The organism is Labrys miyagiensis (assembly GCF_030160835.1).
GTDB lineage: Bacteria > Pseudomonadota > Alphaproteobacteria > Rhizobiales > Labraceae > Labrys > Labrys miyagiensis.
In genome coordinates, this window is sequence record NZ_BSPC01000080.1 from 104,232 (window position 1) to 120,949 (window position 16,718).

9 protein-coding genes and 1 riboswitch are annotated in these 16,718 nt (G+C 63.6%); of the genes, 6 read left to right on the forward strand and 3 right to left on the reverse strand.

From position 1 onward, the window contains the following. Positions 1-103: 103 nt before the first annotated feature. Positions 104-1,390, reverse strand: coding sequence for a porin (locus QQL24_RS33630; RefSeq protein WP_284316687.1), 1,287 nt, complete (start codon positions 1,388-1,390; stop codon positions 104-106). Between the two features lie 305 nt (positions 1,391-1,695). Beyond that, a complete protein-coding gene (locus QQL24_RS33635; protein ID WP_284316688.1) occupies positions 1,696-3,336 on the reverse strand; it encodes a fumarate hydratase in 1,641 nt (546 codons plus the stop codon). A 178-nt stretch (positions 3,337-3,514) separates the two neighbouring features. Further along, positions 3,515-3,725: riboswitch (cobalamin riboswitch) on the forward strand. 121 nt (positions 3,726-3,846) lie between these two features. Between QQL24_RS33635 and QQL24_RS33640 the strand changes: the two genes are divergently transcribed. The 4 genes from QQL24_RS33640 (at position 3,847) to metH (ending at position 10,611) form a co-directional block, all read left to right on the forward strand. After that, positions 3,847-5,091: an aromatic ring-hydroxylating oxygenase subunit alpha gene (locus QQL24_RS33640; protein ID WP_284316689.1), complete on the forward strand. Its 1,245-nt coding sequence runs from the start codon at positions 3,847-3,849 to the stop codon at positions 5,089-5,091. Between the two features lie 90 nt (positions 5,092-5,181). After that, positions 5,182-6,243, forward strand: a complete 1,062-nt coding sequence (locus QQL24_RS33645) for an FAD-binding oxidoreductase (protein ID WP_284316690.1) — start codon at positions 5,182-5,184, stop codon at positions 6,241-6,243. 3 nt (positions 6,244-6,246) lie between these two features. Then, positions 6,247-6,546, forward strand: coding sequence for a hypothetical protein (locus QQL24_RS33650; protein ID WP_284316691.1), 300 nt, complete (start codon positions 6,247-6,249; stop codon positions 6,544-6,546). A 294-nt stretch (positions 6,547-6,840) separates the two neighbouring features. Then, the gene (gene metH / locus QQL24_RS33655; protein ID WP_284316692.1) at positions 6,841-10,611 is read left to right on the forward strand and encodes a methionine synthase; all 3,771 of its coding nucleotides are present in this window, start codon (positions 6,841-6,843) and stop codon (positions 10,609-10,611) included. Positions 10,612-10,773: 162 nt separating this feature from the next. On the opposite strand, the gene cckA is transcribed toward metH, so the two are convergent. Next, positions 10,774-13,335 (reverse strand): cell cycle histidine kinase CckA, encoded by a 2,562-nt coding sequence (gene cckA, locus QQL24_RS33660; protein WP_284316693.1) that lies wholly within the window; start codon positions 13,333-13,335, stop codon positions 10,774-10,776. Positions 13,336-13,723: 388 nt separating this feature from the next. On the opposite strand from cckA, the gene QQL24_RS33665 reads away from it, so the two are divergent. Together QQL24_RS33665 and QQL24_RS33670 are read left to right on the forward strand one after the other, a co-directional pair. After that, on the forward strand, positions 13,724-14,977 hold the full coding sequence (locus QQL24_RS33665; RefSeq protein WP_284316694.1) for a hypothetical protein: 1,254 nt from the start codon (positions 13,724-13,726) through the stop codon (positions 14,975-14,977). 403 nt (positions 14,978-15,380) lie between these two features. Then, positions 15,381-16,580: a benzoate/H(+) symporter BenE family transporter gene (locus QQL24_RS33670; RefSeq protein WP_284316695.1), complete on the forward strand. Its 1,200-nt coding sequence runs from the start codon at positions 15,381-15,383 to the stop codon at positions 16,578-16,580. Positions 16,581-16,718: the final 138 nt, after the last annotated feature.

Consider the following 16,718-nt stretch of genomic DNA (forward strand, 5'->3'; position numbering starts at 1 on the left):
GAAGCGAGATTGAAATGGCGCTCACCGGCCGGTCAAAGGATCCGAAATAAAAACGCCGCGTCGGATGACGCGGCGTTGCTCCGTCTTGAGAAGAATGGAAGGGTTAGAAGGTCCGGCGCAGACGTACACCGGCGCCAACGCTGTCAGCGGTATCGCGAGGATTTGCCGTTACCGTCGTACCGCCGCCATTCGGATCCTTGTTCTGATACCAGACTTCGGCGCCAGCGATGAAGCCTTTCACCACAGTGTAATTCACCTGGCCGCCGATGACATAATAATGAAAGTCCGCGGTCGCGCTGGTGGCGATGTTCGGCGCATCGTAGTCGAGATAACCGCCGAACAGCACAGCCTGGAGCTGGTCGGTGAACTTGAGGCCAGCTTCGGCCTGGATGGCCCAACCCTTGGCACGGTCAAGATCAAATGGTGCCACGGTGGAAGCATATACATCCGCGCCACCGAAGCTCAGCAGGCTGCTGCCACTTGGTTGGGAACCACCCACGCCAAGATACTTCACGGCACCTTCCGAATAGCTGCCTTCGGCCGCGATATAGGCACCGGAGAGGACCGGGAAGTTGATGTTGCCGGCTGCACCGACCGAATAGCCCCAATCGCTGCCATAGGCCGCGAGCGCAGAGCGGTTCTGATGGAGGGCGCCCATCACCTGTACGCGTCCCCAGCCCGTCTTGTTGTCGTCATAGCCGATCACGCCTACGATGTCCGGAACCTGGGAACCGCCCTCGGTATTGATGGCGACGCCATTCAACGTACCGCTATTGCCGAAGGTGGTGCCGGCGCGGTGGTCGCGGTTGTCTTCGATGGACAGCGTGGCAAAGGCCTTATCAAACTGAGCGGTGTAGCTGATCAAGTCCCGGCGGCCCTGCTCGCCGAAATAGGGCGCGAAAAACTCGGCCTGATATTTCGGATCGTAGAATGCGTAAGGCGACCACGCGAAACCAGCCGTCAGCCCACCGAATTGCAGATAGGCCTGGCGAACGGTAAAGGTGTCATGGACACCCGTTCCGAACGGCGGAGCCGTGCCGGCATTCGACTCCGCCTGCAATTCGAAGAACGAGCGCAAGAGACCGTAATCTGTCTGGGTACGCGCATCGAAGCGAATGCGGGCATTCGTGCGGAACTGGGTCTGGTTGATATTCCGCTTGTTGGCAGCAGGATCCGGGACCGACTGGTACCAATAGTCCGCGCGGATCTGGCCACTGATCTGGAGGCAGGTATCGCTTCCCGGAATATAGAAGAAGCCTGGGCCGAAGGCCGAGCAGACCTTCACATATTCGACCGCCTCCCCCTTCGTCATCGGAAGATCGGCAGCAGCCGCCACCCCAACAGTGAGCAAGCCGGCGCAGGCGCCGAGAATAACGGAACGTATTGTCATCGATAAACCCCGAACAATTTATTTGCCGTCTCAACAAAGGCTTTTACTTGTTGAAACATTCGCGTTTAAGTTGTAGACATAGTCTCACATCACTTAAACAAGGCTGCCTTTTTTGCGTTGCAGCAAAAGGAGCCTGCGCCTTGGCGTTAAATTACACAATGTTAAGGTGTGTCACCTTTTAGACACAAAATTCGTTTGTTTATGACTGTGGCGAATGTGCACCACTGCGTCACGACTGCATGCAGGCAAAAGAAAACCCCTCCCGTGTGACGGAAGGGGTCGAACATGCGTCGGTATGAGCGTTTTCAGCCCAGATTGAGTTCCTTGAAGAAGTCGTTGCCCTTGTCGTCGATCACGATGAAGGCGGGGAAATCCTCAACCTCGATGCGCCAGACGGCTTCCATGCCGAGCTCGGGATATTCGAGCACTTCCACTTTCTTGATACAGTCCTGGGCGAGGCGGGCCGCCGGGCCGCCGATCGAGCCGAGATAGAAGCCGCCATGCTTGGCGCAGGCCTCGCGCACCTGGGCCGACCGGTTACCCTTGGCCAGCATTATCATCGAACCGCCAGCGGCCTGGAACTGATCGACATAAGAGTCCATGCGCCCCGCCGTGGTCGGGCCGAAGGACCCGGAGGCGTAGCCAACCGGCGTCTTGGCGGGGCCGGCATAATAGACGGGATGGTTCTTGATGTAGTCGGGCAGCCCGCCGCCGGCTTCCAGGCGCTCGCGCAGCTTGGCATGGGCGAGGTCCCGAGCCACGATGATCGGCCCCGAGAGGGAAACGCGCGTCTTCACCGGATATTGCGACAGCGTCTCCAGGATCTTCGACATCGACTGGTTGAGGTCGATCTTGACCACCGGGCCGCCGAGCTTGCTCTCGTCGATCTCGGGCAGGAAGCGCGCGGGATTATGCTCGAGCTCTTCGAGGAAGATGCCCTCGCGGGTGATCTTGCCCATGGCCTGGCGGTCCGCCGAGCAGGAAACGCCGAGACCGATGGGAAGGCTGGCGCCATGGCGCGGCAGGCGGATGACACGCACGTCATGGCAGAAATATTTGCCGCCGAACTGCGCGCCGACACCGAGCGATTGGGTGAGCGCGTGCACTTCCCGCTCGAGCTCGAGGTCGCGGAAGGCATGGCCAAGCTCGGAACCCTGCGTCGGCAGCGTATCGAGATAGTGCGCCGAGGCGAGCTTGACGGCCTTCAGCGTGAGCTCCGCCGAGGTGCCGCCGATCACCACCGCGAGGTGATAGGGCGGGCAGGCCGACGTGCCGAGGGTGAGGATCTTCTCCTTCAGAAAAGCGATCAGCCGGTCCTTCGACAGGATCGAAGGCGTCGCCTGATAGAGGAAGGTTTTATTGGCCGAGCCGCCGCCCTTGGCGATGAACAGGAATTTGTAGGCCTCCTCCCCTTCCGCTGCAATGTCGATCTGGGCCGGCAGATTGGTCTTGGTGTTCTTCTCCTCGAACATGGAGAGCGGGGCGAGCTGCGAATAGCGCAGGTTCTTCTTCTCATAGGCGTCGCGGATGCCCTGGGCGATGGCGCCCTCGTCCTCGCCGTCGGTCCAGATCTTGCGGCCCTTCTTCGCCATCACGATGGCGGTGCCGGTGTCCTGGCACATCGGCAGCACGCCCCCGGCGGCGATATTGGCGTTCTTGAGGAGGTCGTAGGCAACGAAGCGGTCATTGTCGGTCGCCTCGGGATCTTCGAGGATGTTGCGCAGTTGCTGCAGATGGCCGGGGCGCAGGAGATGGTTGATGTCGGCGAAGGCCTGCTCGGCCAGGAGGCGCATCGCCTCGCCATCCACCTGCAGTATCTCCTTGTCGCCGATCTTCTCCATACGCACGCCCTGGTCCGTCAGCTTGCGGTAGGGCGTCTCGTCCGCTCCCAGCGGAAACAGGGACACATGGGGATAAGAGGGGTTGGAGACGGAATCGGCAGGCATTGGAGAAAGGCTCCGGCTGGATTGCGAGATCAGGGCAATTCCAAACTGCCCATCATGGGCCTTGATGTAGACCTTATCGCCGCCGCTGCCTATGGCTTCCTGGATGCGCTCCCCGCGACAATGTCCCGAACACACCAGCCGACGTCGCTTCGTCTCTAGTGCGTGCCGCGACTCCCTGTAGTCTTTGCCTATTCGAGGTGCCGGTCCTGCTTTGGGAGGAGGACTGGATAATTGGGAAGCCGGTGGAAACCCCGGCGCTGCCCCCGCAACGGTAGAGGAGTTGGTCGAGGCAATCAGCCACTGGATCGGAAACGATCTGGGAAGGCGCCGAGACCAGGCCCCAAAGGCCACTCCTGAGCCCGGAAACCAGCCGCGAATGAAACCGATGGATCGCGGTGGGCGTTCCGGAAGGAGGATCGGGTTTCGGGTGCCGCCGGCACGAGGAGTTCCATCCGCTTCCAATCCCACCGCTCTCCGTCAAACGCACAGATGGTCACGTGGGATTTTGACATGAATGCGCATCAGGACATGCTCGGCCGCCTCCGCGGCCATCGGCCCGGCACGACGCTGGACGGCAAGTTCTATACGGACGCCGACTACTTCAAGCTCGACATGGAGCATATCTGGTACCGCGAATGGCTGTTCGCCGGCCATGATTGCGAGCTGGCCAAGCCCGGCAGCTACATCACGCTGCAGATCGGCGACTATCCCGTCATCGTGCTGCGCTCGGGCGACGGCGCCATCCGCGCCTTCCACAATTCGTGCCGCCACCGTGGTTCGCGCCTGTGCTCGGCCGAGCGCGGCACCGTTGCCAAGCTCGTCTGCCCCTACCACCAGTGGACCTACGAGCTCGACGGCCGCCTGCTGTTCGCCCGCGACATGGGCGCCAATTTCGATGCCAGGCAATACGGCCTGAAGCCCGTCCACTGCGAGAGCGTCGGCGGCTATCTCTGGATCTGCCTCGCCAAGGATGCGCCAGACTTCGAGGCCTTCCGCGCGCAAGTGATGCCTTATCTGGCGCCGCATCGGCTCAAGGATGCCAAGGTCGCGTTCGAGAGCACCATCGTCGAGCAGGCCAACTGGAAGCTGGTGTGGGAAAACAACCGCGAATGCTACCATTGCTCCGGCAACCATCCCGAACTCTGCCGCACCTTCCCGGAAGCACCCACGGTGAGCGGCGTGCAGGGTGCCAAGGATGATCCCCTGATTTCAGCCCATTGGGATCGCTGCGAGGAGGCTGGCCTGCCCTCGACCTTCAAGATCTCGGAGAGCGGCCAGTTCCGCACAGCCCGCATGCCGCTGCTGCGCAACGCGCTCAGCTACACCATGTCGGGCAAGCCTGCCGTGAACCGGCCGCTGAGTTCCTCGATCGAGGACGGCAATATCGGCACGCTGCTGCTCTTCCACTACCCCACCACCTGGAATCACGTGCTGGGCGACCATGCGGTCAGCTTCCGCGTCCTCCCGATCGGCCCGAAGGAGACGCAGGTCACCACCAAGTGGCTGGTGCACAAGGATGCGGTCGAAGGCGTCGACTACAATCTCGATGACCTCACCCATGTCTGGACCATGACCAACGACCAGGACCGCCAGATCGTCGAGGAGAACCAGCGCGGCGTGTCCTCGCCCGCCTACACGCCCGGCCCCTATGCGCCGGATCATGAAGGCGGCGTGATGCAGTTCGTCGAATGGTACCGCAACGCGATGGAAGCCTCGCTGGGCGGCGACGCCGTGCGCCTGCGCAGCGTGGCGTAAGCTGAGAGCGCGGACTTCCAGTCCGCTCTTCCTCTCCTGCCTGCGACCCGTCTCCAAGAGCGGACTGGAAGTCCGCGCTCCCAGGATCCCATGTTCAAGCATCTCGACCAAACCCAGCCCTGGAACGACAAGGCGCAGACGCTGGAATGCGTCTCGATCGTCAGCGAAGGCCGCGATGTGGCGACCTTCACCTTCCGGGCTTCCGAGGAAGGCTGGTTCCGCTATGAGCCGGGCCAGTTCATCACCCTGGAGATACCAGTGGCCGACGGCCCCGTCCTGCGGACCTATACGCTCTCCTCCAGCCCCTCGCGCCCGCTTTCGATCAGCGTCACCGCCAAGGCGCAGGCGACCAGCATCGGCACGCGCTGGATGCTCGACAACCTCAAGCCTGGCACACGGATGAAGGCCTATGGCCCGCTCGGCCGGTTTACCCTCCACCGTCATCCGGCCGAGAAATACCTTTTCATCTCCGCCGGTTCCGGCATCACGCCGATGATGTCGATGACGCGCTTTGCCGCCGACCACGGCAAGGCCACCGACATCGCTTTCATCAACTGCGCGCGCCGACCTTCGGAGATCATCTTCCGGCACGAGCTGGAACGCCTTGCTGCCGGCATGCGGCATCTGCGCCTTGCCTGGATCGTGGAGGAGGCGGATGCCGGCGAAGTGTGGACCGGCTTCCGCGGCCGCCTCAATGCCCCGGCCCTGCGCCTGATCGCGCCGGATTTCCGCGAACGCGAGGTGTTCTGTTGCGGTCCCGCGCCCTTCATGGCGGCGGTGAAGGACATGCTGGAGGCCAATGGCTACGACATGCGCCGCTATCACGAGGAGAGCTTCCAGCCGCCGGAGACCGACGAGAAAACCGTCGAGATCGATCCCGACGCGATAAGCGAGGGCAGCGTCGCCTTCACCCGTTCCGGCATCGAGGTCCCCTCCTCCAGCCAGGAGACCATCCTGCAGCTCGCCCGCGCCGCCGGCCTCAATTTGCCGACCGGCTGCACCATGGGCCTGTGCGGCACCTGCAAGGTGCAGCGCCTGTCCGGCGAAACGGTGATGAACCATCAGGGTGGTATCCGTGAGGAGGAGATCGAGGCCGGCTTCGTGCTTGCCTGCTGCACACGGCCGGTCGGCCGCGTCGAGATCGAGGCCTGAGCCATGCAGGTCTTCGAACCTCTCAACCCCGATGCGCTTGTCATGCACGCTTTGCTCTCGATGTCAGACGATATTGTCGAGACGGCGGAGGAACGGGCTCGCACGCTGCTGTTCAGCTGGGTTCTCAGCCTCAAGCCGGGTGTGGATCTGGGCTCGGCGGCGATCGATCTGAAGTGCCAGCTCCTCACCGCTTCTCCCGAGCACAACCCGCTGCTACCGCATTTGTGCGAATTGCTGGACGAAGTTCGTGTGCATGCAGGCCGTATGCGCGGCCGGCGGCGTCGCGTTCGCGCGGACGCTTGAGGCATTCCTGGGATCGCAGGCTTCCAGCCTGCCTCTTCCTGGGTGCGCGGACGTCCCGTCCGCTCTTGGAAACGTCGCATTCCAGGATAAGAGTTGCCGCCGCTATCGTCTCGCACGTATGCTCAACTGGAGCGCTCTCATCACTCGGTATCATCAAGAGCGGACGAGACGTCCGCGCACCCGGGAAGAGAGGCAGGCTGGAAGCCTGCGATCCCATGAATACCTTGACCTCCCAAAATAATAAGTATCATATAAGGATATCTTGATATCACAATTCGCTTATAGGAGCCGATCGTGGGCGCTCCCGTCGAAGCTTTATTTCCTGCTCCGCCCGATACCGATCGCGGTGTGGAGATCCTTGCCGCCCTTACAGCCGCCGCGCGCGAGCGCATTCTCATCCTCGACGGCGCCATGGGCACGCAGATCCAGGGACTTGGCTTCGAGGAGCAGCAATTCCGCGGTGAACGCTTCACCGGCTGCGAATGCCACCTCAAGGGCAACAACGACCTGCTGACACTGACCCAGCCGGAAGCCATCGAGGCGATCCATTACGCCTATGCCATGGCCGGCGCTGACATCATCGAGACCAACACCTTCTCCTCCACCTCGATCGCGCAGGCCGATTACGGCATGCAGGACGCGGTCTATGATCTCAACCGCGACGGCGCCCGCCTTGCCCGACGCGCCATCGTGAAGGCGGAGCAGCAAGATGGCCGCCGGCGCTTCGTGGCCGGCGCACTCGGGCCGACCAACCGCACGGCCTCGATCTCACCGGATGTCAACAATCCCGGTTATCGCGCTGTTTCCTTTGACGATCTGCGCATTGCCTATGCCGAGCAGCTCCGAGGCCTCATCGATGGCGGAGCCGACATCATCCTCATCGAGACCATCTTCGACACGCTCAACGCCAAGGCAGCCATCTTCGCCACCGAGGAGGTTTTCGCGGAAAAGGGCGTCCGCCTGCCGGTGATGATTTCCGGCACCATCACCGATCTTTCCGGCCGCACGCTGAGCGGCCAGACGCCCACCGCCTTCTGGCATTCGGTGCGCCACAGCAGGCCCTTCACCATCGGCCTCAATTGCGCACTCGGTGCCAGCGCCATGCGTGCCCATCTCGATGAGATCTCGACCGTCGCCGACACCCTCGTCTGCGCCTATCCCAATGCCGGCCTGCCCAACGAGTTCGGCCAGTATGACGAAGGCCCCGAGGCGATGGCCGTGCAGATCGAGGGTTTCGCCCGCGACGGTCTCGTCAACATCGTCGGTGGCTGCTGCGGCTCGACACCGGAGCATATCCGCGCCATCGCCGAGGCCGTGGGGCGCCACAAGCCACGGCCGATTCCCGCTTTCGAGCCGCAGATGAAGCTCTCCGGCCTCGAGCCCTTCACGCTCGACGCCACCATTCCCTTCGTCAACGTCGGCGAACGCACCAATGTCACCGGCTCGGCCAAGTTCCGCAAGCTGATCACGGCGGGCGACTACACCGCTGCCCTCGACGTGGCGCGCGACCAGGTGGCGAACGGCGCCCAGATCATCGACATCAACATGGACGAGGGCCTGATCGATTCCGAAAAGGCCATGGTCGAGTTCCTCAACCTGATCGCGGCCGAGCCTGATATCGCCCGCGTGCCGGTGATGATCGATTCCTCGAAATTCTCGATCATCGAGGCCGGGCTCAAATGCGTGCAGGGCAAGGCCCTGGTCAACTCGATCTCGATGAAGGAGGGCGAGGAAGCCTTCCTGCATCACGCACGGCTGGTGCGCGCCTATGGCGCCGCCGTGGTGGTGATGGCCTTCGACGAAAAGGGCCAGGCCGACACGCTGGAGCGCAAGGTCGCGATCTCGACGCGCGCCTACAAGCTCCTCACCGAGCAGGCGGGTTTTCCGCCGGAGGATATCGTCTTCGACCCCAACATCTTCGCGGTGGCCACCGGCATCGAGGAGCATAATGGCTACGGCGTCGCCTTCATCGAGGCGGCAAGGCAGATCCGGGCCACCCTGCCCCACGCCCATATCTCGGGCGGCGTCTCCAACCTCTCCTTCTCCTTCCGCGGCAATGAGCCGGTGCGCGAGGCGATGCACGCCGTCTTCCTCTATCATGCCATCCAGGCCGGCATGGACATGGGCATCGTCAATGCCGGGCAGCTCGCGGTCTACGAATCCATCGATGCCGAGCTGCGCGAAGCCTGCGAGGATGTGGTGCTCTATCGCCACGAGGATGCCACCGAGCGCTTGCTGGCGCTGGCCGAACGTTTCCGTGGCGCCGGCGCCCGGGAGGCCAAGCAGCTGGATCTCGCCTGGCGGTCCTGGTCGGTCGAGAAACGGCTGGAGCACGCGCTCGTCAACGGCATCACCGATTACATCGAACCGGATACCGAGGAAGCCCGGCAGGCAGCGGAACGTCCGCTGCATGTGATCGAAGGCCCGCTGATGGCCGGCATGAACGTCGTGGGCGACCTCTTCGGCTCGGGAAAGATGTTCCTGCCACAGGTGGTGAAATCGGCCCGCGTGATGAAGCAGGCCGTTGCCGGGCTGCTGCCCTATATGGAGGCCGAAAAGCTCGCCAATGGCGGCAGCGGCGAGCGCCAGAGCGCCGGCAAGGTGCTGATGGCGACGGTGAAGGGCGATGTGCATGACATCGGCAAGAACATCGTCGGTGTTGTGCTCGCCTGCAACAACTACGAGATCATCGATCTTGGCGTGATGGTGCCGTCCTCCAGGATCCTGCAGGTGGCCCGCGACGAGAAGGTCGACATCATCGGCCTCTCCGGCCTGATCACCCCCTCGCTCGACGAGATGGTGCATGTCGCCTCCGAAATGGAGCGCGAAGGCTTCGAGGTGCCGCTCCTGATCGGCGGCGCCACCACCAGCCGCGTGCACACGGCGGTGAAGGTGCATCCGCGCTACGAGCGTGGACAGACCGTCTATGTCACCGATGCCAGCCGCGCCGTCGGTGTGGTCTCCAGCCTGCTCTCGCCCGAGGCGCGCGGGGGCTATGTCGAGACCGTGCGGGCCGAATATGCCAAGGTTGCCGCCGCCCACGCCCGCAGCGAGGCCGACAAGCTGCGCCTGCCTCTCGAAAAGGCGCGGGCCAATGCCCACAAGGTCGACTGGAGCAGCTATCAGCCGCCGCGCCCGACCTTCCTCGGCACCCGCGTCTTCGAGGATTACGATCTCGCCGAACTCGCCCGCTATATCGATTGGACGCCCTTCTTCCAGACCTGGGAGTTGAAGGGCCGTTACCCCGCCATCCTCGACGACGAGAAGCAGGGTGCCGCGGCGCGTCAGCTTTTCGAGGACGCGCAGGCCATGCTGGCAAAGGTGATCGCGGAGAAGTGGTTCCGCCCCCAGGCGGTGATCGGCTTCTGGCCGGCCAATGCGACAGGCGACGATATACGACTGCATACCGACGAGGGCCGGCAGGCGGAGCTCGCGACCTTCTTCACCCTGCGCCAGCAGCTGACAAAGCGAGACGGCAGACCGAATGTCGCTCTCTCGGACTTCGTAGCGCCAGCCAGCACCGGCAAATCCGACTATCTTGGCGGCTTCGTTGTCACGGCGGGCATCGAAGAGGAGGCCATTGCCCAGCGCTTCGCCCGAGCCAATGACGACTATGCCTCGATCCTGGTCAAGGCGCTGGCCGACCGCTTCGCCGAGGCCTTTGCCGAGCGCATGCATGAGCGCGTGCGCAAGGAGTTCTGGGCCTATGCGCCCGAGGAGGATATGGCGCCCGATGATCTCATCGGCGAGCCCTATCGCGGCATCCGTCCAGCTCCGGGCTACCCAGCCCAGCCCGATCACACCGAGAAGGGCACGCTCTTCCGCCTGCTCGACGCGGAGCAGCGCATCGGCGTCAAGCTCACCGAGAGCTATGCGATGTGGCCGGGCGCCTCGGTGTCCGGGCTCTATCTCGCCCATCCGGAGGCCTATTACTTCGGCGTCTCGAAGATCGAGCGCGATCAGGTCGAAGACTATGCGGTACGCAAGGCCATGTCCGTAGCGGAGGTGGAGCGTTGGCTGTCGCCGGTGCTGAACTATGTGCCGAGCGCGGAGGCAGCGGAGTAGCCGGGAGCGCGGACATCTTGTCCGCTTGAAACGGTAGAGCCCGGTCTTGGCAGCAGCCTTGAATGAAGGCCGAGTCTCAAGACGGGTGTGACTTTGACCACGGCCATCACCCGTCCTCAGACAGAACCGCTTCAAGAGCGGACAAGATGTCCGCGCTCCCGGCTACGGCCCCATGTTCGACTTCACGGCCTCGACCAATTGCTTCATCGAGAACGGCTTGGGCAGGAAGGCGAATTCCTCGCCTTCGGGCATGTTCTTGGCGAAAGCCTCCTCGGCGTAGCCGGAGACGAAGATGATGCGCGTCTGCGAATTGCGCTTGCGCAGCTCCTTGAGCAGGGTCGGGCCGTCCATCTCGGGCATGACCACGTCGGAGACCACGAGATCGATGTCGTTGTCCGCCTCCTCCAGCGCCTGCAGCGCCTCGATGCCGGAACCGGCCTCGATCACCTCGAAACCACGGGCGACAAGGGTGCGGGCCGAAAGAGCGCGCAGCGCCTCCTCGTCCTCGACCAGCAGGATGCGGCCGCGGCCGGTGAGATCGGTGATCTCCTTCTTGGCGGCCACCGCCGCGGCATGGGGCTGGCCCGGCGCCACTTCCGGCTCCTCATGCGCCGCCTTGGCGGTCTCCACCAGGCGGGGCAGGAAGATCTGGAAGATGGTGCCTTTGCCTTCGACCGAATGGACCAGGATCGAGCCGCCCGTCTGCTTGACGATGCCGTAGACGGTGGAGAGGCCGAGGCCCGTACCCTTGCCGACATCCTTGGTGGTGAAGAAGGGCTCGAAGATCTTGTCGAGAATGGCGGGTGGAATGCCGCTGCCATTGTCCTCGACCTCGACAGCCACATAATCGGCCGGCGGCAGATCGGAGCGGTCGAGCGCGCTGGCTTCCGAGATCGGCACGTTGCGCGTGCGGATGATCACCTTGCCGCCGTCGGGCATGGCATCGCGCGCATTGACGGTGAGATTCATCACCACCTGCTCGAACTGGTTGACATCGACCTTGACCGGCCAGAGGTCGCGGCCATGCACGACGTCGAGCGTCACTTTCTCGCCGAGCAGGCGGCGCAGCAGCATGGAGAGGTCAGAGACGGCATCGTTCAGGTTCAGCACCTGCGGGCGCAGGGTCTGGCGGCGCGAGAAGGCGAGCAACTGGCGCACCAGATTGGCGGCGCGGTTGGCGTTGCTCTTGATCGACATGATGTCCTGGAAGGCGGGGTCGCCCGGCTTGTGGCTGCCGATCAGGAAGTCAGCCGCCAGCATGATGGCGCCGAGGACGTTGTTGAAGTCATGCGCGACGCCGCCGGCGAGCTGGCCGACCGCATGCATCTTCTGGCTCTGCGTGAACTGTTCCTGCAGCGCACGCTGCTCGGTGGTGTCGATCACATAGACGATTGCCGCTTCCTTCTCGTTCTCGCCACCGTCGACGGGCGCGAACCAGAAGCGGGCCGAGCGGCTGCCCTGCCCCACCAATGAGGCCTCGGCCGGGTCGATGTCGCCGCGGCCGGCCATGGCCTGGCGCGTGAGCTTGTTCAGGCCGTCGCGGTCGCGCTCGGCGACTGTCTCGAACAAGGAGTGGCCCGCGGCCTCGCCGTTGAGGGAATCCTTGAACAGGCGCAGGAAGGCGGCGTTGTTGCGCACGATCCGGGCATTTTCGTCAACGGTGGCAATGGCGAGCGGCGAATTGTTGAAGAAGCGGGCAAAGCGGACTTCCGCCGCGCGCAAGCCTTCAGAGACGTCGCCGCCGGGCCCGCGATAGATCACCAGGGTACGCGAGGGGCCGGGCTGGCCGTCGGCGGCATAGGCGATCTTGTGGAAGAGGCGCACGGGCATGATGGTGCCGTTGCGGCGGCGCAGGTCGATATCGAAGATCTCGGTGCGCACGCTGCCGGGCTCGCTCGCCTGCGTCACCATCAGGGGGCCCGCATTGCCGGGCGCGATATCGGCGAGCGTCAGGCCGCCGGTGCCGAACTGGGCGAGATCATAGTCGAGCCAGCCGGCGAGCGTGGCATTGAGGTAGACGATCTCGCCCGACGGATCGGCCGAGAAGAAGCCGGCCGGCGCATGGTCGAGATAGTCGATGGCGTGCTGTAACTCCTGGAAGACATTCTCCTGGCGCTCGCGCTCGCGCGTGATGTCGGCCACCGTCCACACCGTCTCGGCCTGGCCCGACGGGCGCTCGATCGGACGCACGCGCACGCGATACCACGAGGCCGTTCCGGTCGGCGGCATGGAGGCGATGCGGAACTCCTCCGTCAGGCGCTTGCCCTCGCGCCCCGCCTGCGCAAGGCGGTAGGTCGCCTCGGAAACATCGGGATCGCCGGTAAAGGCGCGCTCGACCGTGCGCATATCCTCTTCGCCCACCGCGCCCGTCAGCGTCAGATAGGCCTGGTTGGCGTAGATGATGCGGCCGTCCTTGTTGGTGACGAGGATGCCTTCGGGCGAGTCGTCGCTGATCAGCTTGGTGAGGTCGTTGCGCGCATTGGAGGCGAGGCTGAGATGGACAATGCCCATCGCCCAGAAGAACATGGCGATCATGCCGGCGATGGCGAAGGCGGCGAGAATGCCCAGGCTGGCGATCTTGCCCCACTCGGGCGGCAGACCATAAACGCCGAACGCCACCGCCAGGATCACGACGGCGAGCACGATCACCCAGCGGTAACCGCTGGGCCGCTCACTGCGATCGACTGCGGCGCCCCGCGCCGCTGCCTCCTCGCTATCAGCCATGATCAACCCCACCGCATCCATCCAGGGAACGATTCGCTGCCGCGAACCGAGCAATCGTCAATTTGGCTTATCAGGTCACATTTCAAAATGTGTTAACCTCGTTCGCAAAAATAGCTGGTGGCCTGCCGTTGAGACAGCCCCCAACGTGGCGGAAGCCAGTCAACCCGTTTTTCCAACGCAGGCGACATATGGAAAGGCAGGGTTGATCGTCTATTAAGGTATTTGCCGGTATTAATGGCCAAATTGCAGGGATCAGCGGCTTTTTAGCCACTTTGCGGTTGATTCCTTGACGTTAACCGTCTTCTAAGAAAATTACCCAGAAAGAGAACTGGTCGCATCTGGCCGAAAACGCACTCCGGTGCCTGGCTTGATCTAAGGAAGCGTATCGATGAATTCGTTGAACTCTTGGCTGTCCACGCAGTGGTTTTTCTTTCTCTTGCTGTTGGTGGCTGCAGCCATTGTGGCGATCATCGCCATGTACGCATGGCGGGCCATCAGCCGTCCGCATATCAGAGGCCTGGTCCAGGGAGGCCGACAGTCGCGTCTCGGTGTCGTGGATAAATACGATGTCGGCGTGCGGCAGCTCGTCCTGGTGCGACGCGACAATGTCGAACACCTCATCATGATCGGTGGCCCCAACGACCTCTTGATCGAATCCACCATCCTCAGGGCTCGCACGGCCGGTCAGCCCGTGCGCCCTGCGGGTACTGCCGTGCCGCCGCCGACCGCGACGCCGGAGCGCGTGTCGAGCTACCCGCCGGCCCCGCGTCAGGTCGAGGAGGATTTTGCACGCCCGGCCGCGGTCGAAGTACCGGCCGTTGCCAAGATCGAGACTGCCGCCCCAACAACACCGGCTCCCACCACAACGACCGCCCCCGTGGCAGCTCCGGCCGCCATACCGCCACTTGTCGCGGCTACACCGGTACCCGCCGCCAGATCCGGTGTGATCCCACCGCGCGAGCCCGGTTTCTTCCAGCGTGCCTCGTCCCGATTCCAGACCTTCAAGAACGCGCCTGGCGCCGTGCCCCCGCTCACGGCCAGCACGCCCGAGAGGGAAGAAGAGGAAGAGCCGCGCGCCAATATCGATACTGCCCATTTCGAGGAATTGCTGGGCGCGCCGGAGGAGGAGGCGACCGCAGCCACCACCACCCCGGCAAGCGAATTCGATTACGAGGGCACGGATATCGAGCCGGCGCCCGAGGAGGTCGAACCCGTCACCACGCCGCAGCCGACCACGACCCGCCTCACCCTCCCCGAAATCCGCCTGCCGGATCTCAAGCTGCCGCAATGGCGCCGCCCCGAGCCGGCGGCGGCCAGCGAGGCCCCCGTCGCGCCCGCGCCCCGTGCAACGGAAGGCCGGGTCGAGCCGCGCTTCACGCCCGAACCACGCCCACTGGGTGGCGGCAGGGTCGAGCCAAGCATGACCACCCCGGCGCCTCGCGCCCAGGCAACGGAAGCGCCTGCCCGTCAAGAGCCCTTCCGTGTCGGCGAACGCCTGACCACGCCGACGCGGCCGATCACGACACCGCCGCTCGCGACCACCACGCAGGCTCCGGCGGAACCGGAAGACCCCTTCGCAAGCCTCGAAGAGGAAATGGCAAATCTGCTCGGGCGCACGAAGGACGACGGCAGAAGGCCCTGAGCCGAATTGCGATCACACGAAACGGGTGGATATTCCGCCCGTTTTGCTTTTTTTGACACAAGCGCAATCCCGTCCAATCCGGCGCAAGCGGCAGTTGCTATGCGGGCAGACCGCTCTCCCGGTGGCCGGGGCTCCGAATTCGGATTAACGAGGGCGCAGGATCGTCATTCCGGGCGACCGGAGGAAGACCCGGAATCCATGAACACCATCCTGCGAGGACTATGTTCATGGATTCCGGCGTTTCCACTCACAAGCAAAGCTTGTGAGGATACGCTCCAGCCGGAATGACGGACTCAGCTGTCCTCGCTTTCGCGAACCCGATTCGGCCCCCATACCTCCTGCTTGCGCTTTTGCTTCCAGCGGCCGAATAAGGCTGCCTCCCTACCCGTCAGTTGATTTCCCCATGCGCTCCTTCTTCTCCGACATCAGCGGCCAGTCCATCGGGATCGGCATCGTTACCGCTGTAGTGGGCTATACGAGCTCGGTGGCGGTGGTGATCAACGGCTTGCATGCGGTGGGCGCGTCGTCGGGGCAGATCACCTCAGGCCTCGCCATCCTGTGCGCAGCGATGGGCCTTTGCGGGATCGGCCTCAGCCTTGCCACCCGCATGCCCGTCTCCACCGCCTGGTCCACGCCGGGCATGGCCCTGCTCTCCACCCTGCCCACGCCGACCGGAGGCTATTCGGCGGCCGTCGGCGCCTTCGTGGTCACCGGCGTGTTGATCATGATCGCGGGATTGTGGTCGCCATTGGGGCGGCTGATCACCCGCATTCCCCGTCCCATCGCGGGCGCCATGCTGGCGGGCATCCTGTTCAAGCTCTGTCTTGCGCCGGTTACGGCCCTTGGCGAGGTGCCGAAATTCGCGGTGCCGGTGATCCTGACCTGGCTGGTCGTTGGGCGCTTCTACCGCCTGTGGGCAGCCCCCGCGGCCCTGGTCGTTGCTCTCGCAGCCATGGCGTTCGACGGCCAGGGCAACGCCCAGCAACTGGCTCTCCCGACGCTTGTATTCGTTCGGCCAAGTTTCGATTGGCAAACGCTTGTTTCGATCGCCTTGCCGCTGTTCATCGTGACCATGGCCTCCCAGAACATTCCGGGCCTCGCCGTGCTCAATACCTATGGCTATCATGCGCAGACGCGGCCGGCCTTTCTGTCCACGGGTGGCCTCTCGGCCGTCACGGCGTTGCTGGGCAGTCCCACCATCAATCTTGCCGCCATCACCGCCGCCTTGTGCGCGGGTCCTGACGCCCACCCCCAGCCCGAGCGGCGCTATACGGCCGCCGTGGTTGCCGGCCTCTTCTATGTCCTGATCTTCCCCCTGTTGGCGGCGATCGCCACCAGCCTGGTCACTGCCTCCTCGCCGATCCTCATCGAGGCCGCGGCAGGCCTTGCGCTGGTCGGCGCCTTCGGCACCTCGATGCTGGGCGCCCTCCAGGACGAAAAGCAGCGTCTGCCGGCGCTCGCTACCTTCCTCGTCACCGCCTCCGGCTTCAGCCTCTATGGCATCGGCGCCGCGTTCTGGGGGCTGTGTGCTGGCCTCGTCGTGCACTTCCTCTACACAGCCGCAAACATGAGCACGACAAAAGTCAAAAAAAGCGCTACATAAGCGTCGATGTTCCGCGCGTCTCCACAGGGCTGAGAGATGCGGGACGCTTGTAGTATAGCTCAAGCGTGATGAGTTCCGGCCGGCTGACAGGGAAGCCGCCCGACACTCCAATCGCCGAACATTGAAGCGGATTGTCCG

Bases quoted from the DNA above. Each gene is read 5' to 3' on its own strand.
- QQL24_RS33635 (WP_284316688.1), bottom strand. From the start codon at position 3,336: ATGCCTGCCGATTCCGTCTCCAACCCCTCTTATCCCCATGTGTCCCTG.
- QQL24_RS33645 (WP_284316690.1), top strand. From the start codon at position 5,182: ATGTTCAAGCATCTCGACCAAACCCAGCCCTGGAACGACAAGGCGCAG.
- QQL24_RS33630 (WP_284316687.1), bottom strand. From the start codon at position 1,390: ATGACAATACGTTCCGTTATTCTCGGCGCCTGCGCCGGCTTGCTCACT.
- QQL24_RS33665 (WP_284316694.1), top strand. From the start codon at position 13,724: ATGAATTCGTTGAACTCTTGGCTGTCCACGCAGTGGTTTTTCTTTCTC.
- QQL24_RS33650 (WP_284316691.1), top strand. From the start codon at position 6,247: ATGCAGGTCTTCGAACCTCTCAACCCCGATGCGCTTGTCATGCACGCT.
- QQL24_RS33640 (WP_284316689.1), top strand. From the start codon at position 3,847: ATGAATGCGCATCAGGACATGCTCGGCCGCCTCCGCGGCCATCGGCCC.
- cckA (WP_284316693.1), bottom strand. From the start codon at position 13,335: ATGGCTGATAGCGAGGAGGCAGCGGCGCGGGGCGCCGCAGTCGATCGC.
- QQL24_RS33670 (WP_284316695.1), top strand. From the start codon at position 15,381: ATGCGCTCCTTCTTCTCCGACATCAGCGGCCAGTCCATCGGGATCGGC.